Annotated in this window: 24 protein-coding genes and 1 pseudogene; 17 read left to right on the plus strand and 8 right to left on the minus strand. The window is 19.6% G+C overall.

Going from position 1 to position 23751, the window contains the following annotated elements:
* Positions 1 to 35: 35 nt before the first annotated feature.
* Entirely contained in the window at positions 36 to 2483 is a 2448-nt protein-coding gene (locus tag GJT94_RS00390) for an Rne/Rng family ribonuclease (RefSeq protein WP_168894176.1), read from the minus strand.
* 337 nt (positions 2484 to 2820) lie between these two features.
* On the opposite strand from GJT94_RS00390, the gene GJT94_RS00395 reads away from it, so the two are divergent.
* The 11 genes from GJT94_RS00395 to GJT94_RS00445 all read left to right on the plus strand — a co-directional run bounded on the left by GJT94_RS00395 (position 2821) and on the right by GJT94_RS00445 (position 11026).
* Entirely contained in the window at positions 2821 to 3756 is a 936-nt protein-coding gene (locus tag GJT94_RS00395) for an RluA family pseudouridine synthase (RefSeq protein ID WP_168894177.1), read from the plus strand.
* A 103-nt stretch (positions 3757 to 3859) separates the two neighbouring features.
* Positions 3860 to 4051 (plus strand): 50S ribosomal protein L32, encoded by a 192-nt coding sequence (gene rpmF, locus GJT94_RS00400; RefSeq protein ID WP_168894178.1) that lies wholly within the window; start codon positions 3860 to 3862, stop codon positions 4049 to 4051.
* Positions 4052 to 4067: 16 nt separating this feature from the next.
* Positions 4068 to 4514, plus strand: coding sequence for an ACP S-malonyltransferase (locus GJT94_RS00405; RefSeq protein ID WP_168894179.1), 447 nt, complete (start codon positions 4068 to 4070; stop codon positions 4512 to 4514).
* Positions 4515 to 4696: 182 nt separating this feature from the next.
* The gene (locus tag GJT94_RS00410) at positions 4697 to 5023 is read left to right on the plus strand and encodes an ACP S-malonyltransferase (RefSeq protein ID WP_168894180.1); all 327 of its coding nucleotides are present in this window, start codon (positions 4697 to 4699) and stop codon (positions 5021 to 5023) included.
* Between the two features lie 21 nt (positions 5024 to 5044).
* Positions 5045 to 5785, plus strand: a complete 741-nt coding sequence (gene fabG / locus GJT94_RS00415; protein ID WP_168894508.1) for a 3-oxoacyl-ACP reductase FabG — start codon at positions 5045 to 5047, stop codon at positions 5783 to 5785.
* 63 nt (positions 5786 to 5848) lie between these two features.
* A complete protein-coding gene (acpP, locus tag GJT94_RS00420; protein ID WP_168894181.1) occupies positions 5849 to 6088 on the plus strand; it encodes an acyl carrier protein in 240 nt (79 codons plus the stop codon).
* A 98-nt stretch (positions 6089 to 6186) separates the two neighbouring features.
* Positions 6187 to 7431 carry a beta-ketoacyl-ACP synthase II gene (gene fabF / locus GJT94_RS00425; protein WP_168894182.1) on the plus strand — a complete coding sequence of 415 codons (1245 nt, stop codon included), beginning with the start codon at positions 6187 to 6189 and terminating at the stop codon, positions 7429 to 7431.
* 90 nt (positions 7432 to 7521) lie between these two features.
* Positions 7522 to 8142 carry a dTMP kinase gene (tmk, locus tag GJT94_RS00430; RefSeq protein ID WP_168894183.1) on the plus strand — a complete coding sequence of 207 codons (621 nt, stop codon included), beginning with the start codon at positions 7522 to 7524 and terminating at the stop codon, positions 8140 to 8142.
* 1 nt (position 8143) lies between these two features.
* A complete protein-coding gene (locus tag GJT94_RS00435; protein ID WP_168894184.1) occupies positions 8144 to 9160 on the plus strand; it encodes a DNA polymerase III subunit delta' C-terminal domain-containing protein in 1017 nt (338 codons plus the stop codon).
* A 45-nt stretch (positions 9161 to 9205) separates the two neighbouring features.
* Positions 9206 to 10663, plus strand: coding sequence for a PTS glucose transporter subunit IIBC (ptsG, locus tag GJT94_RS00440; protein WP_168894185.1), 1458 nt, complete (start codon positions 9206 to 9208; stop codon positions 10661 to 10663).
* 12 nt (positions 10664 to 10675) lie between these two features.
* Positions 10676 to 11026 carry an HIT domain-containing protein gene (locus GJT94_RS00445; RefSeq protein WP_168894186.1) on the plus strand — a complete coding sequence of 117 codons (351 nt, stop codon included), beginning with the start codon at positions 10676 to 10678 and terminating at the stop codon, positions 11024 to 11026.
* Between the two features lie 99 nt (positions 11027 to 11125).
* On the opposite strand, the gene gap is transcribed toward GJT94_RS00445, so the two are convergent.
* From gap to GJT94_RS00480, 7 genes are all read right to left on the minus strand, one after another.
* Positions 11126 to 12124, minus strand: a complete 999-nt coding sequence (gap, locus tag GJT94_RS00450; protein WP_168894187.1) for a type I glyceraldehyde-3-phosphate dehydrogenase — start codon at positions 12122 to 12124, stop codon at positions 11126 to 11128.
* Between the two features lie 67 nt (positions 12125 to 12191).
* Entirely contained in the window at positions 12192 to 13985 is a 1794-nt protein-coding gene (sppA, locus tag GJT94_RS00455; RefSeq protein WP_168894188.1) for a signal peptide peptidase SppA, read from the minus strand.
* 32 nt (positions 13986 to 14017) lie between these two features.
* The gene (xthA, locus tag GJT94_RS00460; protein WP_168894189.1) at positions 14018 to 14824 is read right to left on the minus strand and encodes an exodeoxyribonuclease III; all 807 of its coding nucleotides are present in this window, start codon (positions 14822 to 14824) and stop codon (positions 14018 to 14020) included.
* Between the two features lie 67 nt (positions 14825 to 14891).
* A complete protein-coding gene (cls, locus tag GJT94_RS00465; protein WP_168894190.1) occupies positions 14892 to 16358 on the minus strand; it encodes a cardiolipin synthase in 1467 nt (488 codons plus the stop codon).
* A 77-nt stretch (positions 16359 to 16435) separates the two neighbouring features.
* A complete protein-coding gene (gene ychF / locus GJT94_RS00470; RefSeq protein WP_168894191.1) occupies positions 16436 to 17488 on the minus strand; it encodes a redox-regulated ATPase YchF in 1053 nt (350 codons plus the stop codon).
* Between the two features lie 13 nt (positions 17489 to 17501).
* Positions 17502 to 18086: an aminoacyl-tRNA hydrolase gene (gene pth, locus GJT94_RS00475; protein ID WP_168894192.1), complete on the minus strand. Its 585-nt coding sequence runs from the start codon at positions 18084 to 18086 to the stop codon at positions 17502 to 17504.
* A 23-nt stretch (positions 18087 to 18109) separates the two neighbouring features.
* Positions 18110 to 19057 (minus strand): ribose-phosphate pyrophosphokinase, encoded by a 948-nt coding sequence (locus GJT94_RS00480; protein WP_168894193.1) that lies wholly within the window; start codon positions 19055 to 19057, stop codon positions 18110 to 18112.
* Positions 19058 to 19281: 224 nt separating this feature from the next.
* On the opposite strand from GJT94_RS00480, the gene prfA reads away from it, so the two are divergent.
* The 6 genes and pseudogenes from prfA to rplT all read left to right on the plus strand — a co-directional run bounded on the left by prfA (position 19282) and on the right by rplT (position 23729).
* A complete protein-coding gene (gene prfA, locus GJT94_RS00485; RefSeq protein ID WP_168894194.1) occupies positions 19282 to 20355 on the plus strand; it encodes a peptide chain release factor 1 in 1074 nt (357 codons plus the stop codon).
* Positions 20356 to 20374: 19 nt separating this feature from the next.
* Positions 20375 to 21217: a peptide chain release factor N(5)-glutamine methyltransferase gene (gene prmC, locus GJT94_RS00490; RefSeq protein WP_168894195.1), complete on the plus strand. Its 843-nt coding sequence runs from the start codon at positions 20375 to 20377 to the stop codon at positions 21215 to 21217.
* Between the two features lie 135 nt (positions 21218 to 21352).
* Positions 21353 to 22552, plus strand: a pseudogene (gene thrS, locus GJT94_RS00495) (threonine--tRNA ligase); the annotation flags it as partial.
* A 12-nt stretch (positions 22553 to 22564) separates the two neighbouring features.
* Positions 22565 to 23104: a translation initiation factor IF-3 gene (gene infC, locus GJT94_RS00500; protein ID WP_168894509.1), complete on the plus strand. Its 540-nt coding sequence runs from the start codon at positions 22565 to 22567 to the stop codon at positions 23102 to 23104.
* Positions 23105 to 23134: 30 nt separating this feature from the next.
* Positions 23135 to 23332, plus strand: coding sequence for a 50S ribosomal protein L35 (gene rpmI / locus GJT94_RS00505; RefSeq protein WP_168894197.1), 198 nt, complete (start codon positions 23135 to 23137; stop codon positions 23330 to 23332).
* 49 nt (positions 23333 to 23381) lie between these two features.
* Positions 23382 to 23729: a 50S ribosomal protein L20 gene (gene rplT / locus GJT94_RS00510; RefSeq protein ID WP_168894198.1), complete on the plus strand. Its 348-nt coding sequence runs from the start codon at positions 23382 to 23384 to the stop codon at positions 23727 to 23729.
* Positions 23730 to 23751 lie beyond the last annotated feature (22 nt).

A 23751-nucleotide genomic window follows, 5' to 3' on the forward strand; every position in this document is an offset into this window, starting at 1 on the left:
ATAAAATATTAGTTTTTTTATAATATATAAAAAAACTATGGTCTTTTTACTGGAGATGTAGCATATCTTTTAGCTGCATGTCCCCCTGCGCCTTTCTTATTTTTTGAATTAAACGATGAATTAATTAATTTATTATTAAAATAATTTGGAAAATTATTTTGTATTTTTTTTCCATTTGATAAAATATAACTTTTATACATTTTTTTTTTTGTTAAAAAATTATTATTTTTAATTTTAAAATGATGTTTATCAATTAAATCTGGAATAATTATATTTGTTTTAGATATTAAATTTTCTTTAAAATTTAATTTTACTTTATCTAATATTATTTTATTAGTTTTAATATGATTCTTTAATTTATTAAATCCAATTTTATTTTCTATAGAAAATTTAGATATATTATTTTTTTGATCTTCAGTAATAATATTATTTTTAATATATTTCTTTTTATTTAAATAAGAATTTTTATTTACTTGTATTTTTAAAAATTTTTTTAATTTAAAATAATTAAAATTATTATGACTATTTTTTTGATTTTTATATATTAATTGATTATTTAATTTTATTGGTTTTAAGTTATTTTTTATTAAATTAGAAATTGGAACATTTTTTTTTTTATAAAAATTTAAAATTTTTTCTTTGTTCAAATTTGTTTTATTTAAAAAATTATTAATATTTTGACTTAAACTACTTTTTTTATTATAAAATAAATATTTATTAAATATATTTAAAATAATTTTATTTATAAAGATTATTTTTTGTATAAAAAAATTTTTAAATTTTTTTAAATAAATTTTTTTTTTCTTTAAAAAATTAAATAATTTACATTTTTTAAAAAAAGAATAATTTTTTTTTTCTATTCTGGATTGATTATATATTTTTGATGTTTTAAATTTAATATCTTTATTTATCAAAATTTTATTTAAAAACTTATTTTTAAAATAATGATAACTATTAAAACTTAAATTTAATTTAAGAATTTTTTTTATAAAAAAATAAACATTTTTTTTATCTTCTCCATGTTTTATTCTTAAAATATAATAATTAGGTGTATTTAATTTATCATTAGGAATTATAAAAGTTCTTATTTTTCTATTTTCAATTGCATTTACTACATTTCTTTTTTCATTTAACAAATAAGATGCTATTGTTACAGGAACTATAGCATATACTTCTTTTGTATTTTCTTTAAAAGATTCTTCTTCTATTAATCTTAAAATAGATAAAGATAAAGACTTACTATTTCTTAAATTACCATTTCCTAAACATCTAGGACATAAATAATAACTAGATTCTTTTAAAGATGATTTTAATCTTTGACGAGACATTTCTAATAATCCAAATTTTGAAATATTATTTATTTGAATTTTAGCTCTATCTTGACTTATCTTATTTAATAATCTTTTTTCTATAATTTTTTTATTTTTTAAAAGTACCATATCAATAAAATCTATAACAATTAATCCTCCTACATCTCGTAATCTTAACTGTCTAATAATTTCATCAGCTGCTTCTAAATTAATATTTAAAGCTGTTTCTTCAATATCTATACCTTTAGTAGCTTTAGAAGAATTAACATCAACTGATGTTAATGCTTCTGTAGTATCAATAATAATTGATCCACCTGAAGATAATTGAACTTTTCGTTGAAAAGCAGTTTCAATTTGTGATTCTATTTGATAATGACTAAATAAAGGAACAGTTCCTTTATATAACTTAATTTTATGTTTTAAATCTGACCTTCCTAAAATATTAATATGTTTTTTTGCTAATTTTAATATTTTAGGATTATCAATTAAAATTTCATTAATATCTTGATATAAATAATCACGTAATGCTCTGACAATTATATTACTTTCCTGATATATTAAAAATGGAGCAGGTTTATGTTTAGCTGTATTTTTTATTGTTTCCCAATGTTTTAACCTAAATTTTAAATCTAATTTAAATGTTTCTATATTTTTACCTAAACCAGCTGTACGAATAATTACACTCATATTATGAGGTAAGTATAATAATGATATAATATTTTTTAAATATTTTCTATTATCACCTTCTATTTTTCTTGATATTCCATTTGAATTAGGATTATTAGGCATTAATACTAAATAACTTCCAGCCAAACTAATAAATGTTGTTAATGATGCTCCTTTATTCCCTCGTTCTTCTTTATTTATTTGTACAATAATTTCTTTACCAAGTAATAAAGAATCTTTTAAATTTAGTTTATTATATAAATTTTGATTAGAAAAATATTCTTTTGTAATTTCTTTAATTGGTAAAAAACCATGTTTCTCTACTCCATAATCTACAAAAACAGCTTCTAAACTTGGTTCAATACGTGTAATTTTACCTTTATATATATTAGATTTTTTTTGTATATAATTAGAATTTTCTATATCTAAATCATATAACTTTTGTCCATCTACTAAAGCAACACGTATTTCTTCATGTTGAGTAGCATTTATTAACATTCTTTTCATAATAACTTACTCATGTATTTATTTTATAAATTTATTAATATTTTTATACAAAAACAAAAAAATTATATAATAAGAAAATTATATTTAATATTTAATGAATAGGTAAAAACTAAAATACTAATTATTTTATAATAATAGAATATACTTTATGATTATGTATATTTTATAAAACTTTATAAAAAATTATTAACTAAAATAATATTAACATAAAATTTTATTTTAAATAATAATTTTATATTAAAGCATATTAAAATAATAAATATTATTATATTTTTTTATATTTTTTAATTATATTAATATAATTGCTAATTTATTTTATAAATATTTTTATAATATTATGTACAAAATTATAATTGTTCCATCTGTTATTGATACACAAAGAATTGATAATTTTTTAATAAATAAATTTAAAAATGTACCTAAAAGTATGATATATAGAATGTTAAGAAAAGGAAAAATAAAAGTTAATAAAAAAAAAATACTTCCAAAGTTTAAAATTAAATCTCATGATATAATAAAAATTCCTGATATATATCTAAATAAAATAAAACCAGTTAAATATAACTTAACTTTAGATAAAATAAAATTTTTAAAAAAAACAATTATTTTTGAAGATGAATATATTTTAGTTATAAATAAACCTTCTGGTATAGCAGTACATGGAGGTAGTGGAATTAACTATGGTATTATTGAAAATTTTAGATGTTTATTTAAAAAAAAAAAATTTTTAGAACTTGTACATAGAATTGATAAAGAAACTTCTGGTATTTTATTAATAGCTAAAAAAAGATCAATATTAAAAACTTTACAAAAACAATTAATGGAAAAAAAAATAATTAAAGAATATATTGCCTTAGTTAAAGGTAATTGTTTCAAACAAAAATATATTTATATTAAAAATTTTTTAATAAAAAATTTTTCAAATAAAAAAATTAAAGTAAAAATAGATAATAAAGGTAAATATGCAGAAACTAAATTTAAAATAATTAAAAATTATAAAGATATTATGTTAATAAAAATTAATCCTATAACAGGGAGAACACATCAAATTAGGGTTCATATGTCTTATTTAAATTTTCCTATCGTTAATGACCAAAGATATGGTGATGAGAATTTTAATTTTCAATTTCAAAAATATTATAATTTAGATAGATTATTTTTACATGCTAAAAGTATTACTTTTATACATCCAAAAAATAATAAAAAAATTAGAATTTTTGCTCCATTAAGTAATGAATTAAATAATTGTTTATTAAAATTAAGATGTAAATAAATAATATTGCAAATATAAACAAACATATTTATAATAAAAATTTATTTAATTAGATATTATATAACATTACTCGATAATATAAAAAGGTATATAAATAAATAATATGGCTGTTCAAAAACATAAAAAATCAAGATCTAAAAGAGGAATGAGACGTTCTCATGATAAATTATCTAATAATAAAATTTTATTAATAAATAAAAAAACAGGAAGAAAATATTTATATCATCATATAACTGATGATGGATTTTATAGAGGAAAACGTATTCTTATTAAGAATAATAATAATGTAAAATAAATATTTATTATAAAATATGAAAAAATTTGCTGCTGTTTTTCCTGGACAGGGAACTCAATTTACTGGAATGATATCTTGCTTATATATAAAATATAAAATTATAAGGGAAACTTTTTATTTTGCTTCAGAAATACTTGGATATGATCTATGGAACCTTATTAAAAATGGACCTTTAAAAAAATTAAATAAAACATACTATACACAACCTGCTATTTTAGTAACATCTATAGCTATATATAAACTATGGATACAAAAAAACAAAATATTACCTAGTATAGTTACTGGTTATAGTTTAGGTGAATATACAGCTATGGTATGTAGTAATATTATTAGTTTTATGGATGCTATTAAAATAGTAGAATTCAGAGGAAAATTAATGCATGAAATATCATCTCATTTGAATGATTTCAAAATTAATGGATATTATATGAAAACTATTATTGGATTAAAAAAAAAAAAATAGAAAATATTTGTAAAAAAATATCAATAAATAATAATGTTATTTCAATATCAAATTATAATTCTCCTAATAATATAACAGTTAGTGGAAATAAATTAGCTATAATAAAGGCCATTAAAATATTTAAATCTTTAGGTGCATATATAATACCTATTAATATAAATATACCTTCTCATTGTTTATTAATGAAACCAATAGCATATAAATTTAAAATTTTTTTAGATAAAATTATTATAAATAAACCAAATATTAAATTTATTAATAGTACAAATTGTAGACATGAAAACTCATCTAAAAAAATCAAAAAAAATTTAGTAAAACAATTATATTCTACAATTAATTGGGTGGGATGTATAAATTTTATAGAAAAACAAAATATATTTAATATAATAGAATTTACTCCTAAAAATATGTTGAAAAAAATATCACAACAAATTACAAAAAATATTAATATAAATTCAATTTATAATGTAAAAACATTTCTTTTAACATCTAAAAAATATAAAATTTAATACAAACATATGTTAAAAAATATTCATTTTAAAAATAAAATAGCTTTAGTTACTGGAGCAAGTAAAGGGATAGGTTATAGTATTGCTAACACATTAGCAAATTATGGTGCCTATGTAATAGGTACGTCAACTAATATTAATGGAATAAAAAAAATTAATAATTATTTAGGTAAAAATGGAACTGGTTTAATTCTTGATTTAAAAAATAAATCACCATGTATGATTAATAATTTAATTAGATATATTATAAATAACTTTAAAAAATTAGATATACTTATTAATAATGCTGGGATCATATATGATAGGCTTGTATTAAATATGACAGATTATCAATGGGATGATGTATTACAAATTAATTTAACTTCTATTTTTAGAATTTGTAGAGAAGTTATTTATTATATGTTAAAAAAATCATTTGGTCGTATCATTAATATTGGATCTACTATAGGAATTACTGGAAATATAGGACAAGCTAATTATGCAGCATCTAAATCAGGAATTGTTGGATTTAGTAAATCTTTAGCTAGAGAAGTAGCTTCTAAAGGTATTACCGTAAATGTTATATCTCCTGGTTATATTAAAACTAATATGACATTAAATCTTCAAAAAAAAAATCATGATAGTATCATAGCACAAATTCCATCTAAACGTTTTGGTTATCCTCAAGAAATAGCTGATGCTGTAATTTTTTTAGCTTCTGAAAAAGCATCTTATATTACAGGAGAAATACTTAATATTAATGGTGGTTTGTATATGGGATAATTTTATTATTTTATTTTTTCAAAATAAATTATCTAAAATAATTTTATAGGAAATATAAAGATTATGAGTAATTCTATTACTAAACGTATTAAAAAAATCATTATTAATCAATTAGGAATTAAAAAAAAAAAATTTTTTCATGATTCTTCTTTTAAAAAAGATTTAGGTGCAGATTCTCTTGATACTATAGAAATTATAATGGCCTTAGAAGAAGAATTTAATATTGAAATTTTAGATGAAGATGCTGAAAAAATTACTTCTCTTCAAGAAGCTATTAATTATATTAATAATTATAAAAAATAAAATTTAATTGATATTATGGGATAGAGTAAAAATATATTTTTACTCTATTCCATAATATTAATTAAATTATTAAATATAATTTATATAGAAGATATATAATGTTTAAACATAGGCGTGTAGTAATTACTGGTATTGGTATGATTACTCCAATAGGAAATTCAATAGAATCTAATTGGTTTAATCTTATTAATGGTAATAGTGGTATTAATTTTATTAATACTTTTAATACTAGTAAATATAAAACTAAAATTGCTGGATTAATAACAAATTTTAAATATCAGAATTATATTTCTGATAAAAAAAAAAAAAATATTGATTTATTTATTCAATACGGTTTAGTAGCATGTAAAGAAGCTATTAAAAATTCTGGTTTAATATTAAAAAAATCTTACAATCCTAGATTTGGAATTTCTGTAGGTTCTGGTTTAGGAGGTATTAATTTAATAGAAAAAAATGCTAATATTTTATATAAAAAAGGCCCTAAAAAAATAACTCCATTTTTTATGACATCAACACTTATGAATATGTTAACCGGGAATATTGCAATAAATTATAAAATAACAGGACCTAGTTTAACAATTAGTACAGCTTGTAGTTCTGGAATACATAATATTGGAATTGCTTTTAAGATGATATCTTATAATGATGCTGATGTAATGATAACAGGAGCTTCAGAAAAAGCTATAACACCTTTAAGTTTAAGTGGTTTTTGTGCAATGAATGCTTTATCTAAAAGAAATAATAAACCACAACAAGCAAGTAGACCATGGGATAAAGATAGAGATGGTTTTGTACTTGGAGATGGTGCAGGTATAATAATTTTAGAAGAATATAATCATGCAAGAAAAAGAAATGCAAATATTTTGGCTGAATTAGTAGGTTTTGGGATGAGTAATGACTCATATCATATAGCTGCTCCTTCCATTAATGGAGAAGGAGCACAATTAGCAATGTTAAATGCACTTAAAGATGCTAATCTTGATCCTGAAAAAATTAAATATATAAATGCACATAGTACATCAACTATTTTAGGAGATATAGCGGAAGTAAATGCTATTAAGAAAATTTTTAAAAATAATTGTTATAAATTATGTGTAAGTTCTACTAAATCAATTACTGGACATTTATTAGGTGCTGCTGGTGCAATTGAATCTATTTATTCTATTTTATCTTTAAAAAATCAAATAGTTCCTCCTACAATTAATTTAGATAATCCTGATAAAAATTTAGATTTAGATTTTATTCCTAAAATTTCAAGAGATGTTCGTAATATGGAATATGTATTATGTAATTCTTTTGGTTTTGGAGGAACTCATGCATCATTAATTTTTAAAAAAATATAATTTTTAATATTTAAAATTTTTATTTTTTTATTTATAAAAATAAATATTATATTATGATCTAATAATAGATATATAATCTTAAAAAATAAAATGAATAAAAAAAAATTTATTGTAGTAGAAGGAATAGATGGTTCAGGAAAATCTACTATTTGTCATTATATAATGAAATTATTTAATAATCTTAATATTAAAAATGTAATTAGAACTCATGAACCAGGAGGGACTCCAATTGCAGAAAAATTAAGAAATATTATTAAATTCTCTAAAGGAGAAAATTTTTCTTATAAAACAGAATTATTATTAATATATGCTGCTAGATTACAATTATTAGATAATGTTATAAGAAAAAATATTGATAATAATTGGATTTTATCAGATAGATATGATTTATCTACATTTGCCTATCAAATAGGGGGGAGAAATATAAATAAAAAAATTATATTATTTTTACAAAATTTTATTAATAATAATATAAAACCAAATATAACTATTTATTTAGATGTAAATCCTATAATTTCTTTACAAAGAAGAAAATTTAAAACATATGATAGAATTGAAAAAGAATCTATAAATTTTTTTTCTAGAGTTAGAAATTATTATTTAAAAATAGCTAATAAAAGTAAAACTATAAAAATAGTTAATGCAAATAATAATTTAAAAAATGTAAAATTATCAGTTAAAAAAATTATATATAAATTAATATCACCATAAAATGAAAAAAAATCCTATTTCACCATGGTATCCATGGCTAGATTATTTTTATAAAAAAATAATTTATCAGTTTTTAAATAAAAAAAATTATAAAGCTTATATTTTTTGTTCTTTAAATGGATTAGGTACAAATACTTTAATTTTTGCTTTAATTAAATGGATTTTTTGTATAAATAAAAAAAAAATTTTTAGTTGTTCTAAATGTAAAAATTGTATTTTAATAGAAAAAAATATTCATCCTGATTTACATATTATTCAAAATAATAAAGAAAAAATTAGCATTGGTATAGAATTAATTAGAAATATTACTGATATTATTTATAAATCATCTTATAAAGATATTGGTAAAATTATATGGTTTCCAAATGCTAATAAATTAAATATTTCATCTAGTAATGCTATTTTAAAAATTTTAGAAGAATCTTCTAATAATACTTGGTTTTTTATACAATGTAAAAATAAAAATGACGTATTACCCACAATATATAGTAGATGTCAATTTTGGTATATATATCCTCCAAATGAAAAAATAGGAATATTATGGTTAAAAAAAAAAATTAAAAATAATAAATTTTTTAAAAAAAAATCTATAAAAACTGCACTACGTATATGTAATAATGCACCCATTTATGCATATAAATTATTATATAACGTAATATGGGAAAAAAGAAATATTTTGTATAATATTTTAGTTTCTTCTTTAGAAGAAGATATTATGAATTTATTATCTATAATAGATGATAAAAATATTTTATTATATTTAAATTGGATTTATCTAATTTTATTAGATGTAATTAAAATGCATCTAAATATAGATAAAAAATTTTTTTATAATTTAGATCAAATATATATTATACACAAAATATCTAATTTAATTTTAGTAGATAAAATTTTATTAATGATAAAAAAAATATTATTTTTTAATAATATTTTAATAAAAATTAATGTAATTAATCATAAATTAGTATTAATTAATTTATTATTTTCTTTAGAAAAAATATATAAATATAATAAATAATAATACTTATTAAATTTCATAATGAAAAAAATTAGGATATTTATAATGTTTAATAACACATTCGCCAATATGCAAAAAATAGGTAAATCTTTAATGTTACCAGTATCTGTTTTACCAATAGCAGGGATATTATTAGGTATCGGATCAGCTAATTTTTATTGGATACCTAATGTTATTTCTAATATTATGGAAAAAACAGGTAGTTCTGTTTTTGCTAATATGCCATTAATCTTTTCTATTGGGGTTTCTTTAGGATTTACTCAAAATAATGGTGTATCTGCATTAGCATCTGTTGTTTCTTATGGTATTTTAACAAAAACTATTGAAGTTATGATACCTATTTTATTAAATAATCACTTAACACAAGAAATAGTAATTCAAAAACATCTTGCAGATACAGGAGTATTAGGTGGTATTATATCTGGTTCAATTGCAGCATATATGTTTAATCGTTTTCATAATATAGAATTAGTTGAATATCTTGGTTTTTTTTCTGGTAAACGTTTTGTTCCTATTATTTCTGGATTAGCATCTATTTTTATTGGTTTATTATTATCTTTTATATGGATTCCTGTCGGAAAATTCATACAATTTTTTTCATATTGGGCTGCTTATCAAAATCCTATTTTTGCATTTGGTATTTATGGAATTATAGAAAGAAGTTTATTACCTTTTGGATTACATCATATTTGGAATGTTCCATTTCAAATGGAAATAGGTTCATTTATTAATATAGCTACTAAACAAATATATCATGGTGATATTGCTAGGTATATAGCTGGAGATCCCTCTGCAGGAAAATTAGCAGGAGGATTTTTATTTAAAATGTATGGCTTACCTGGAGCAGCTATTGCTATCTGGCAAACATCAAAAAAAGAAAATAAAAAAAAAATTGGTAGTTTAATGTTATCAGCAGCATTAACATCTTTTTTTACAGGTATTACTGAACCAATAGAATTTTCCTTTATGTATACAGCACCATTATTATATATAATACACATTATTTTATCTGGTTTATCTTTTCCTATTTGTATTATACTAGGAATGAGAAATGGGACAAGTTTTTCTCATGGACTTATTGATTTTATTATTTTGAGTGGTAATGGTTCTAAAATATGGTTATTCCCAATAATAGGTTTTATTTATGCAATTTTTTATTATTACATATTTAAAATAATAATTATGAAATTAAATTTACAAACTCCAGGACGTGAAAAAATACAAAATAATACATATACAGATAATTATATATCATCAAATTATATTCAAAAATTAGTAAAAGCTTTTGGTGGAGGAAATAATATTACTAATTTAGATGCCTGTATTACTAGATTACGTATAAGTGTTGTCAACATAAAAAAAGTTAATTCAAAAGAATTAAAATTATTAGGAGCTTCTGCAGTTATTATTGCTGGTAATGGAGTTCAAGCTATATTTGGAACTAAATCTGATAATTTAAAAACAAAAATGGATAATTTTATAAAAGAAAATAATTATAAATAAATGTAAAATATTATGAATAATAAAGAAAATATATTTCAACAAATTTTATCTAAAAAGATTATTGCTGATATTATTTATAAGGATGATTTAGTAACAGCTTTTAATGACAAAAAACCACAAAGTCCAATACATGTTTTAATCATACCTAATATTTTTATAAAAACACTTAACGATGTTAATCATAATCACGAATTAGTTTTAGGAAGAATGTTATTAGTTGCATCAAAAATAGCTAAAAAAAAACATATCAATAAATCTGGATATAGAATTGTTATTAATTGTAATAATCATGGAAATCAAACAATATTTTATTTACATCTTCATTTATTAGGAGGTAGAAAAGGTTTGAAAATATTTTTTTAATTTTTAAGTATATTTTTCATTAATAAAATTTTAAAGAACATAATTTTTTATTGCTATGTATTTAATAAAAAAATACATAGCAAGATTATATTTTAATTTTTATTGAAAAATATGTAAGATTAAATCTAATATTTTAGAAGAATATCCTGTTTCATTATCATACCAAGAAATTAATTTAAAAAAATTATTACTAATAGCTATACTTGCTTTTTTATCAAAAATAGATATTAATGTTGATCCATTAAAATCACTTGATACAACATCATCTTCTGTATATCCAATAATATCTTTCATATAATTATGAGAAGCAAATTTAATTACTTCATAAATATCTGACAATGTAGTTTTTTTTATAACTTTTACCGTAAAATCAACAACTGAAACATTAGCAATTGGTACTCTTAAAGATATCCCTGTCAATTTATCATTTAATTCAGGTAAAACAAGCCCTACTGCTTTTGCAGCTCCAGTACTTGAAGGAATAATATTTTGATATGCCCCTCTACCTCCTCTCCAATCCTTACTAGAGGGACTATCTACAGTTTTTTGTGTTGAAGTTACTGCATGAATAGTAGTCATAAGACCATTTTCAATATTATAATGATCATGTATAATTTTAGCTAATGGAGCTAAACAATTAGTAGTACATGAAGCATTAGAAATAATATCTTGTCCTTTATAATTGTTAAAATTTACTCCACTAACAAACATAGGAATAGAATTATCTTTAGGAGGAGCTGTAATAATAACTTTTTTAGCACCTGCAATAATATGTTTTTTTGCTAATTCTTTTGTTAAAAAAATACCTGTAGATTCTACAACAACATCAATTTGTAAATCACCCCATTTTAATTTACTAGGATCTGGTTCAGAAAAAATATGTATAATATTTTTATTTATAATAAGATTATTATTATTAATTTTAATTTTTTTCTTAAAAAGTCCATGTGTCGAATCATATTTAATCATATATGCCATATAATTTATTTCTAATAAATCATTAATAGCTATAATTTTAATTTTTGTATTTTTTTGAGCAGCACGAAAAAAAATACGGCCTATTCGACCAAATCCATTAATAGCAACTCTAATAGACATTTACTTATCTCCTATTTATTAATACAAAAAAATAATTTAAAATAAATTTTTTAATTTATTTATAAATTTATGCAATATACAAAGAATATATTTTTTGAGAATTTAAAGATTCTTCATTATTGAAAATGATATTTATATAATTTTGAATTAAATTAGATAAAATAAATCTATTTGAATTCATTAAAAGATCTAATATAGAAAAAGTATTTGTATCTTCCCATTGTAGATTTATATTTTTTATTTTAGTTAATTGTGAAATTTTTATTATTGCACTATCAAAATCACCTATATCATCAATTAATCCATATTTTTTAGCATCTTTACCTAAAAAAACCATACCATTAGCTAATTTTTTAACTTGTTCAATAGGTAAATGTCTTTGTTTAGAGACTAAATTAATAAATTTTTTATAACCATTTTTTATATTTAATTCTATTATTTTTTTTTCTATAGAAGATAATTTCTCATTTAGAGAAAGGTTAAATCTTTCTGATATACTAACACCATCTTTATTAATACCAATAAAATTTAAAACATTATTAAAATTATTTATAACACCAAAAATACCAATAGAACCAGTTAAACTAACTGGATCAGCAATTATAAAATCAGCTATTGTAGATATCCAGTATGCCCCTGATGCAGCTACTTTACCCATTATAACTACTATCGGTTTATGCACTTTTTTTAACAAAGCTAATTCATTATAAATTGCTTGTGATGCTATAATATCTCCTCCCGGACTATTAATTTTTAATATTAATCCTTTAATTTGTGGATTTTTATAAACTTGATGTATTGCATTAATAATAATCTGACTTCCATTACTACCATATGTTATAAGTCCATCTATTGTTATAACTGAAATATTACCATTATCTTTCTGAATACCATTATCTATATATAATTTTATATAATCATTAATATTAATTTTATTATATGTATTTGTATTTTTATCTAAACCAAAATTTTGAATCATCTCTTTTTCAAAATCATGATTATCAGATATTTTATCTACTAATTTGTTTTTTAACGCAAATAAAGTTAAATCACCATGAAGTTTTTCTAAAGAAATTAAAAAATTTTGATCTGTAGGAAAAATTTCTTCTTTAGTTAATTTTCTATTAATTGATACCGTAGTTAAATAATCATCCCATAAATTATTAATTAATTTATTCATAGCAACTTTATCATTAAAAGACATGTTGTTTCTGAAAAAAGGTTCTACAGCAGATTTATATTTTCCTACTCTAAATATATAAGTTTTTATTTTTAGATTTTGTAAAAGTTTTTTATAAAAATTTTTTTTGAAACTTAAACCAGATAGTTTTACAGTACCATATGGTAGTAAAAAAATCTTATTAGCAAAACTAGCTAAATAATATTGATTATTATTATATATATCTGAAATTGCATATATTTTTTTACCAGTTTTTTTAAATCTATTTAAATACTTACCTATATACCTTAAAGAAGGTATATCATTAATATTTAAATTGTCAAGTTTTAATATAATTCCATTAATATTATTATCTTGTTTCGCATAGTTTATAGCATAAGCTATATTGATAACATCATGTTTTTTTTTATTTGTAAACTTATCAAATAATTTGAATATTAAATTTTTTTTATAAAAAGGTTCATTATTAAAATTTTCATCAAAATTAATTTCTAATACTTGATGATTTTTTTTTAATATTCTATTATCTACATTTTTTCTATGACGAACATTATATATATAATAACATAATAAAGATACTAATAATATAAAAATAATATTTATTATTAACGTTCTAGTAAAATTAATTAAAGACCATAAGTAACAACAAAAAAATTTTACTAAATTCAATAACTTAATCATTTTTCACCTATTTTTTTTTAAACAAAAATTTATTAAATATTTTTAAATTTTACCCAAATAGGAGCGTGATCTGAAGGTTTAATTAAATTACGAATAGAATATTCTATATTTGAATCAGAATAATATTTTATTAATGAATGAGTAATAAAAATATTATCAATTCTTAAACCGTTATTAATAAGAAATCCTTTCGATCTATAATCAAACCAAGAAAATTTATTATTTATTAAAGGATTCATTAATCTCCAAATATCAAATAAACCCCAATTAAGTAATTTATTAATATAAAATCTTTCTTTTGGTAAGAATGAACACTTTCCCTGCTTTAGCCATTTTTTACGATTTTTTTCTCCTATACCTATATCAAAATTCGAAATACTAATATTAGTATCTCCCATAATTATAATATGATTTTCTGGATTTAAATTTTTTTTAATATAAAAATATAAATTTTTGAAAAAATTAATTTTATAATTAAATTTTATATTATTATTTTGATTATCTCCTTGAGGACAATAACAATTTATAATTTTTATATTACCAATAGAACTATTTAAATCAATCATTATTAATCTTTTTTGATTATTAAGATTTTTTAAAAAATTTTTTTCGATATGAAAAGGTTTATTTTTACTTAATATAGCTACTCCGTAATATTTTGATTGTCCACAGATAAAAGTATTATATCCCAACCTATATATTTTTTCTCTCGGAAAATTTTTATTATCTACTTTTATTTCTTGTAATCCAATTATATCAGGTTTATATATTTTTATAATCAATTTTAATTGATGTATATGAGCTCTTATACCATTAATATTAAATGAAAAAATTTTCATAAAATTTAATTTTAAATTTAAATATCAATATTACTATTATAAAATAATTAATTAAAAAAATTTTTTTTTATAAAATAAATTTAAATAAAAAAAATAATTTTTCTATTAATTTTTTCCAATATGGTCTTTTTATCCATAAATTATATTTTAATTTTTGTGATTTTAAAATATATTTATTTTGTAAATATAAAAGTGATTTATTAAAAATAATATCATCTATAATTAAATTAATTTCAAAATTTAAATAAATACTTCTTATATCTAAATTTACGGTACCTATAAAACTAATTTTTTTATCTATGATAATACTTTTTGTATGTAAAAAACCTTTTTTTAATTGATAAATTTTTACTCCAGATTTTAATAATTTATAAAAAAAAAATTTACTTGCCCAATAAATAAAAATTGAATCGTTAACTTTAGGAATAATAATTTTTACATCTACTCCTCTTTCAGAGGCTATACAAATAGCTGATAATAAATTATTACTTGGTATTAAATAAGGTGTTGTAATAATTAAACTTTTTTTAGATAAAAATATCGCTGTAATTAAAGAGTTATGTATTATTTTTTTAGATAATTGTAACCCAGAAAATACTACTTGTATTCTGTTTATATTATTTTTATTTTTATATTTAACTAAATTATTTTTTAATTGATTAATGGATAAAATATATTTTCCTGTTTCAATTTCCCAATCGTATGAATAAATAATACTAATTGTATTAACAATTGGACCAGTTATACGTATCATTAAATCAATCCATTCTTTTGTTTTAATATTTTTTTTGAAATAAGATGAATCTATCATATTCATACTACCAACATAAGCTATTTTATTATCAATTAATATGATTTTTTTATGTTGTCTTAAATCTATACGAGAATGAAAAAAATTAAAAATTGTAATCTTTAATGATTTAATAATACAAATACCAACATGAATCATAAGTTTATACCAATAACTATAAAAAAAACTTTTACTTCCAATATAATCTAGCATAATATAACATTTGACACCTCTTTTAGCTGCTAAAATCATATATTTTGAAATTTCATTTACTAATCCTTTTGGAATCCAGATATAAAATACAATATGTATACTATATTTTGCTAATTTTATATCATTAATTAATGATATAAATAATTTTGATGATGATTCTATTAATTTAATAGAATTATTAGTCATACTAAATAAATTTTGTTTATTTTCACATAATTGAAATAATGTTTGTATTTTTTGATTCAAATATATATTTTTATGATGTAATTTGTAATGTTTTTGTAGTTTTTTTAATAATTTACTATAATAAAGCCATATTTTTTTTGCTTTTTGAGATTTATACTGTGTATTTGAATAAATTTCACCAAAAATAAAATAAAAAATTATCCCTATTTTAGGAAAAACATATAAAACAAGATACCACAGTACATAAGACTTTATGTCTTTATGTTTAAGGAAGATTCTAATTATAATATAAATTATTATTATAATTTTAATATTTGACAAAATTAAATTTAAAAAATTAATCATACTAATTAAATAGAATTTTTAAAATATATAAATTTTAGTTAAAAAAATAAAATTTTCTATTTTAAAATGCTAAAATTTTAAATTTTAAAAAGAAAATTAATAATATCCCCATCCTGTATTATATAATTCTTACCTTCTATTTTCATTTTACCAAATAATTTTACTTTTTTTTTACATTTGTAAAAAATAAAATCTTTATAATGAATTATTTGTGCTCTAATAAAACCTCTTTGAATATCACTATGAATTTTTTTAGCAGCAATAAATGTTGTAGTACCTTTTAAAATACTCCATGATTTTGTTTCTTTAATCCCTACTGTGTAAAAAGTATGTAAATTTAATAACTTAAAACTAAAAATTATTATTTTTTTTAAATCGTCATTTTCATTTATTGGTAATAATTTTTGTTTTTTATGAAGATTTTTAATACATATTTTTAAAATTAAATATTTTTGATTAAGAATATTTATTTCTTCTGAAAAAAAATTATTTTTAGTATAGATATCATTATATTCACCTATATTAGCAATAATAATTATTGGTTTAATTGTTAATAATTTTAAACTTTTTAAAAAATTTATTTCTTCTATATTTAATTTTAATAAATTTAATAATTTACCATTTTTTAAATGATTTAAACAAATATTAAACAGATATCTCCATTGATTTAAATATTTTTCATTACTTTTTTGAGAAATATTATTTTGTAATTTATATAATAAATTTATATCAAATTGAATTATTTCATTATTTATGATATGAACATCTTTTATTGGATTATATGATAAATTTAATATATTTTTATTTTTAAAACAACGTACCACATGAATTATAGCATCAACTTCTGATATATTATGTAAAAATTGATTTCCTAACCCCTCTCCTTTTGAAGCTCCTTTTATTAAACCAGCAATATCAACAAAAGTTACTATTGATTGTATAGTTTTTTTAGATTTTACAATTTTAGATAAATAAAATAATCTATCATCAGGAACACTTACTATACTAGTATTTGGTTTTATTGTACAAAAAGGATAGTTTAATGCATTTACATTAGATTTAGTTAATGCATTGAATAATGTTGACTTTCCTACATTAGGTAAACCTATAATACCACATTTTAATCCCATTATGTTATCCTTATTATTTTTTAGAATGTAAATAATTAATTGCTGTATTATAATTACTTGTTTTAATAAATATTAATAAAGCTTTTATACTCTTTTTTATTGCAAAATTAATATTTTTTTGTTCAATACTATTCGGATAATTTAATACAAAATTATTTACTTTCATTTTATCTCCTGGATGTCCTATACCTATTCTTAGTCTATAAAATAATGTATCATTAAAAATTTTAATAATACTATTAATTCCATTATGCCCTCCGCTACTTCCTCCATATTTAAATTTTATAATTCCAGGTAAATAATCCAATTCGTCATGAATAATTAAAATATTTTTTAAAAAAATTTTATAAAATTTAGATACAGCAAATATTGATTTACCTGAATTATTCATAAATGAATTTGGTATTAATAACATTATTTTTTTATTAAAAATATTAAAATAACCTATATATTCATTTAATTTTTTTATTTTTTTAAATTTTATATTAAATTTATTAGATAAATTTAAAATATAATTAGAACCTATATTATGACGAGTATTAAGAAATTTATTATTTAAATTGTTACCTAATCCTACTATCATTTGAATATTATTCAATTGTTTACCTTATTAATTTTAATTTATTTAAACATTATAGAAATCGATTCTTCGTTACTAATTCTTCTTATTGCTTCTGCAAGCATATAAGATAAAGTTAATACTCTAACATTATCTAATTTTTTTATTTTTTTTGTTAATGGGATACTATCACATACAATAATCTCATCTATTACAGAATTAGAAATATTTTTAATAGCATCTCCAGAAAAAATAGCATGAGTAACATAAGCAAAAACTTTTGTAGCTCCATGATTTTTTAATGCTTTTGCTGCCTGACATAATGTTCCTGCTGTATCAATAATATCATCTATTAAAATACAATCTCTATGATTAACATCGCCAATAATATTCATAATTTCAGTATTATTAAAATTAGGTCTTCTTTTATCTATTATAGCCATATCTGTACCATTAAATAATTGTTTTGCTATAGATCTTGCACGTATAACTCCTCCAATATCAGGTGAAACTATAATAGGATTGTTATATATATTTTTTGATATATCTTTTAAAAAGATAGAACTTGCAAAAACATTATCAACAGGAACATTAAAAAATCCTTGAATTTGTTCTGCATGTAAATCAACTGTTAATATTCTATCAACACCTACTCTAGATAAAAAATCAGCTATTACTTTTGCAGTAATAGGAACTCTTGCAGAACGTATTCTTCTATCTTGTCTGGCATAACCAAAATAAGGGATAACTGCTGTTATTCTTCCTGCAGAAGCTCGTTTAAATGCATCAATCATTATAATTAATTCAATTAAATTATCATTTGTAGGATTACAGGTAGACTGTATAATAAAAATATCACTTCCTCTTATATTTTCATTTATTTTTACAGATATTTCTCCATCACTAAATCTACCCACAAAAATTTTTCCTAAATTAATATATAAATGATTAGCAATTTTCATTGCTAAATTAGGAATAGCATTTCCAGCAAATAATTTCATATTAGTCATAAAAATTCCTTATAATTATATTTATAATTATTCTTAAAATATTTATATTTGAAAAATTTTATATTAATAAAAATTTAATAATTTATATTAAATATTATTATATAATATAATATAATATTATAATTATTATTAATAAGAAAAATAATATTAATACACATTAATATTATTACGTTTATAATAAAAAATATTTTATTTATAAAGTTTGAAATATTAAAATCATAATTATGAATTCTTATATTCTTAAAAAACTTAATATTTTATATAAAAGATATAATTATATATCAAAAAAGTTAAGTGATTATAAAACATATAATAACAACAATTGTTTACGTAATTTATCAAAGGAATATTCAAAATTATCTAATATAATTAAATTATTTAAAAAGTGGAAACAATTAAAATTAAATTTAATTAATAATAAAATTTTATTAAAAGAAAAAGATAAAGAAATATATCTAATGGTATTAGAAGATATAGAAAATATTAAAAATAAACAAAAAAAAGTAGAAAAAATACTACATAAGTTACTTATTCCTCAAAATAAAGAAGATGATCGTAATTGTTTTTTAGAAATTAAAGCAGGTTCTGGAGGAAATGAAGCAGCTATTTTTGTCAAAGACATTTCAAGAATGTATATTAGATATGCAGAATCAAAAAAATGGATGATAGAAATTATACATATTCATTATAGTGAAAATAGTAATGGTTTTAAGGAAATTATTTTAAAGATTACAGGAATAGGAGTATACGGAAAATTAAAATTTGAATCAGGAGGTCACAGAGTACAAAGAATTCCTGAAACAGAATCACAAGGAAGAATACATACTTCTACTTGTATTATTGCTGTTATGCCTGAATTATTAAAAACAGAAATTTCTGAAATAAATAACCAAGATTTAAAAATTGATACATTTAGATCTTCAGGAGCAGGAGGTCAACATGTTAATACAACAGATTCTGCTATAAGAATTACTCATATTCCTACTGGAATTGTAGTAGAATGCCAAGATGAAAGATCACAACATAAAAATAAATCAAAAGCTTTATCTGTTTTAGCTGCAAGAATAAATAAATTAGAAATAGATAAAAGAAATAAAGATAATGCAATAAAAAAAAAAATATTATTAGGTAGTGGTGATCGTTCAGATAGAAATAGAACATATAATTTTATTCAAAAAAGAGTAACAGATCATCGTATTAATTTAACACTTTATAAATTAAATGAAATTATGGATGGTAATTTGGATATTTTAATAAAACCAATTATCCATCAATATTATTATAAAAATAAATTATAGTTTATTATAAAGATAACAAATGATTATTAGTCAATACATAGAATATTCTTCTAATATTTTAAAAAAAAATAAAATTTTAGCATATCAATTAGAATCAGTTATGATATTATCTTTCGTTCTAAAAAAATCTAAAGCATGGATTTATGGTTTTAGTGAAACTAAAATAAATTATAAACAATATAAAATATTAAAAAATTTATTAAAAAGAAGAATTAAAGGAGAACCAATAGCATATTTATTAGGTTTTTGTGAATTTTGGTCATTAAAAATTCAAGTATCTCCTTATGTTTTAATACCTCGTAGAGATACAGAAATCTTAGTAAATATTGTTTTAAAAAAAATTAATATTAACACAAAAAAAATATTAGATTTAGGTACTGGAAGTGGAATTATATCTTTAGCGATTGCTTCTAAATATAATTTTATTAATATTACTGCTACAGATATTTCTAAAAAAATTATTAATTTAGCAAAATATAATGCTAAAAAATTACATATTAATAATATTAATTTTTTAATAAGTAATTGGTTTAGTAATTTAAAAAATAATAAATTTGATATTATAGTAAGTAATCCCCCTTATATAAGTTATTTTGAATATTTATTAATTAAAAAACAACTGAAATTTGAACCAATTAAATCATTAGTATCATTTAATAATGGATTAGCTGATTTATACCATATTATTTTGAATGCTTTAAAATATTTAAATAATTATGGTTGGTTAATATTAGAACATGGATATGAACAAGGTTATATTTTAAAAAAAATATTTAAAATTAAACAATTTAAAAATATAATGCAATATTATGATATACAACAACATTATAGAGTTATTTGTGGGCAAAAAATTTTAAATTAATATTTTTAATATATTTAAAAGAAAAATTTTGTTATTATTAAAAAAATATATTTACTACTTTAAAAGTAAAAAATGGAACAAAATGATAATTCTAAAAAAATAAATTTATCTAATAAAATAAAATTATTAGAAATAGATCACAGAATTATAGGAAAAAAATTAAATCTATATCATTTCCAAAATGAATCTCCAGGAATGGTTTTTTGGCATAATAATGGTTATATTATTTTTAAAGAATTAGAAAAACTTTTACGTTTAAAACTAAATAAATATAATTATTTAGAAGTAAAAACTCCTTTAATAACTGATTTTTCTATTTGGAAAAAAACAGGTCATTGGAAAATTTATAAAGAAGCTATTTTTACTACTTTTTCTGAAAATAGAAATTATTGTATAAAACCTATGAATTGTCCCGGACATATTCAAATTTTTCAACAAAAATTAAAATCATATAGAGATTTACCCTTAAGAATTGCAGAATTTGGAATTTGTCATAGAAATGAACCTTCTGGTTCTTTACATGGTTTAATGAGATTAAGAAATTTTACACAAGATGACGCTCATATTTTTTGTACAAAAAAACAAGTTATAAAAGAAATAGAAAATTGTATTAACATGATGTACGATATTTATCATATTTTTGGTTTTAAAAAATTTCTTGTAAAATTATCTACTAGACCAATTAATAAAATTGGTAATAATATAATTTGGGATAAAGCAGAAAGAGATTTATCTTATATTTTAAAAAAACTAAATATTAAATTTGAATCTCAAAAAGGGGAAGGTGCATTTTATGGTCCTAAAATAGAATTTTCTTTTTTTGATTGTTTAAATAGAGAATGGCAATGTGGTACAATACAATTAGATTTTACATTACCAAAATGTTTGAATTTATTTTATATTAATACTAAAAATAAACATAGTACTCCAGTAATCATTCATCGTGCAATTTTAGGTTCATTAGAAAGATTTATAGGTATTCTTCTTGAAGAATTTGCTGGGTATTTACCTATTTGGTTAACTCCAATACAAATAATAATTTTAAATATTAGTGAAAAACATACTGAATATGTTTTAAAAATATTTGAAATTCTTAGAAAAAATAATTTTCGTGTTAAATACAATATAAAAAATCAAAAAATTTCATTTAAAATTAGAAAATATACTATACAACATATTCCTTATATTTTAATTTGTGGTGATAAAGAAATTAAAAGTAATAATATCTCTGTAAGAGATTGTTTTGGTAAAAGTTTGGGATTTATGAAAATTCATGATATTATTAGTAAAATAAAAAAAGAAATTAGTAATTATTATATTAATAAAAAAAATTAAGAGAGGTAAAATATTAAAATTGGAAAAAGAAACATACAATTATCACGACCTAATAAAATAAATAAAAATATTAGGAGTAAAATTGTAAGATTAATAGGATTAAATGGTGAACAAATTGGTATAGTTAATATAAAAGAAGCTTTAATCAAAGCAAAAAACACCGGTTTTGATCTAGTTGAAATTAGTCCTAATTCTGAACCTCCTGTTTGTCGTATAATGGATTATGGTAAATTTTTATACACTAAAAATAAAGCTTCTAAAGAACAAAAAAAAAAACAAAAAATAATACATTTAAAAGAAATTAAATTCCGTCCAGGAACAGATACAGGAGATTATAAAATTAAATTACGTAACATAATTCGTTTTTTAAAAAAAGGAGATAAAATAAAAGTTACTCTAAGATTTAGAGGAAGAGAAATGGTTCATACAAAACTTGGATTTTTTATGTTAAATAGAATTAAAAATGATTTACAAAATTTAGCTATAGTAGAATCTTTTCCATCTAAAGTTGAAGGTAGACAAATTATAATGATTTTAATACCAAAAAAATAATTATTAATAAAAAATTTGGATTTTCATAATATGAATAAATTAAAAACAGTACGTAGTGTTGCTAAACGTTTTAAAAAAACGAGGAATGGTTTTTTTAAACATAAACAAGCAAATTTAAGACATTTATTAACAAAAAAAAGTAAAAAACAAAAAAGATCTTTAAAACAAAAAAAAATAGTTAAAAAAGGAGATTCATATTCATTAAAAATTTGTTTACCTTATTTATAAAATAAGGTAAATATATATAAAATATAATAATTACAGGAATTTAAATTATATGGTAAGAATTAAACGTGGAGTTACTGCAAAAGCAAGACATAAAAAAATAATTAAACAAGCAAAAGGATATTATGGATCAAGATCTAGAACTTACAGATCTGCATTTCAAGCAATAATTAAATCTGGACAATATTCATATAGAGACAGGAAACAAAAAAAAAGAAGGTTTCGTCAATTATGGATTATGAGAATTAATGCAGCAGTACGTCAAAAAAAAATGTCTTATAATCATCTAATTTTTAAATTAAAAAAAAATAATATTAATATAAATAGAAAAATTTTAGCCGATATAGCTACTTTTGATTATTCATCCTTTGAAAAATTAATAAATTTTATAAGTAATTAATTTAATAAATTTTATTTATTAA

The organism is Enterobacteriaceae endosymbiont of Donacia cinerea (assembly GCF_012569925.1).
Classification (GTDB): domain Bacteria; phylum Pseudomonadota; class Gammaproteobacteria; order Enterobacterales; family Enterobacteriaceae.

What these genes read in the sequence shown, in the direction of transcription:
- GJT94_RS00390 (WP_168894176.1), bottom strand. Translation starts at nt 2,483, where the DNA reads ATGAAAAGAATGTTAATAAATGCTACTCAACATGAAGAAATACGTGTT.
- GJT94_RS00395 (WP_168894177.1), top strand. Translation starts at nt 2,821, where the DNA reads ATGTACAAAATTATAATTGTTCCATCTGTTATTGATACACAAAGAATT.
- rpmF (WP_168894178.1), top strand. Translation starts at nt 3,860, where the DNA reads ATGGCTGTTCAAAAACATAAAAAATCAAGATCTAAAAGAGGAATGAGA.
- GJT94_RS00405 (WP_168894179.1), top strand. Translation starts at nt 4,068, where the DNA reads ATGAAAAAATTTGCTGCTGTTTTTCCTGGACAGGGAACTCAATTTACT.
- GJT94_RS00410 (WP_168894180.1), top strand. Translation starts at nt 4,697, where the DNA reads ATGAAACCAATAGCATATAAATTTAAAATTTTTTTAGATAAAATTATT.
- acpP (WP_168894181.1), top strand. Translation starts at nt 5,849, where the DNA reads ATGAGTAATTCTATTACTAAACGTATTAAAAAAATCATTATTAATCAA.
- fabF (WP_168894182.1), top strand. Translation starts at nt 6,187, where the DNA reads ATGTTTAAACATAGGCGTGTAGTAATTACTGGTATTGGTATGATTACT.
- tmk (WP_168894183.1), top strand. Translation starts at nt 7,522, where the DNA reads ATGAATAAAAAAAAATTTATTGTAGTAGAAGGAATAGATGGTTCAGGA.
- GJT94_RS00435 (WP_168894184.1), top strand. Translation starts at nt 8,144, where the DNA reads ATGAAAAAAAATCCTATTTCACCATGGTATCCATGGCTAGATTATTTT.
- ptsG (WP_168894185.1), top strand. Translation starts at nt 9,206, where the DNA reads ATGTTTAATAACACATTCGCCAATATGCAAAAAATAGGTAAATCTTTA.
- GJT94_RS00445 (WP_168894186.1), top strand. Translation starts at nt 10,676, where the DNA reads ATGAATAATAAAGAAAATATATTTCAACAAATTTTATCTAAAAAGATT.
- gap (WP_168894187.1), bottom strand. Translation starts at nt 12,124, where the DNA reads ATGTCTATTAGAGTTGCTATTAATGGATTTGGTCGAATAGGCCGTATT.
- sppA (WP_168894188.1), bottom strand. Translation starts at nt 13,985, where the DNA reads ATGATTAAGTTATTGAATTTAGTAAAATTTTTTTGTTGTTACTTATGG.
- xthA (WP_168894189.1), bottom strand. Translation starts at nt 14,824, where the DNA reads ATGAAAATTTTTTCATTTAATATTAATGGTATAAGAGCTCATATACAT.
- cls (WP_168894190.1), bottom strand. Translation starts at nt 16,358, where the DNA reads ATGATTAATTTTTTAAATTTAATTTTGTCAAATATTAAAATTATAATA.
- ychF (WP_168894191.1), bottom strand. Translation starts at nt 17,488, where the DNA reads ATGGGATTAAAATGTGGTATTATAGGTTTACCTAATGTAGGAAAGTCA.
- GJT94_RS00480 (WP_168894193.1), bottom strand. Translation starts at nt 19,057, where the DNA reads ATGACTAATATGAAATTATTTGCTGGAAATGCTATTCCTAATTTAGCA.
- prfA (WP_168894194.1), top strand. Translation starts at nt 19,282, where the DNA reads ATGAATTCTTATATTCTTAAAAAACTTAATATTTTATATAAAAGATAT.
- prmC (WP_168894195.1), top strand. Translation starts at nt 20,375, where the DNA reads ATGATTATTAGTCAATACATAGAATATTCTTCTAATATTTTAAAAAAA.
- rpmI (WP_168894197.1), top strand. Translation starts at nt 23,135, where the DNA reads ATGAATAAATTAAAAACAGTACGTAGTGTTGCTAAACGTTTTAAAAAA.
- rplT (WP_168894198.1), top strand. Translation starts at nt 23,382, where the DNA reads ATGGTAAGAATTAAACGTGGAGTTACTGCAAAAGCAAGACATAAAAAA.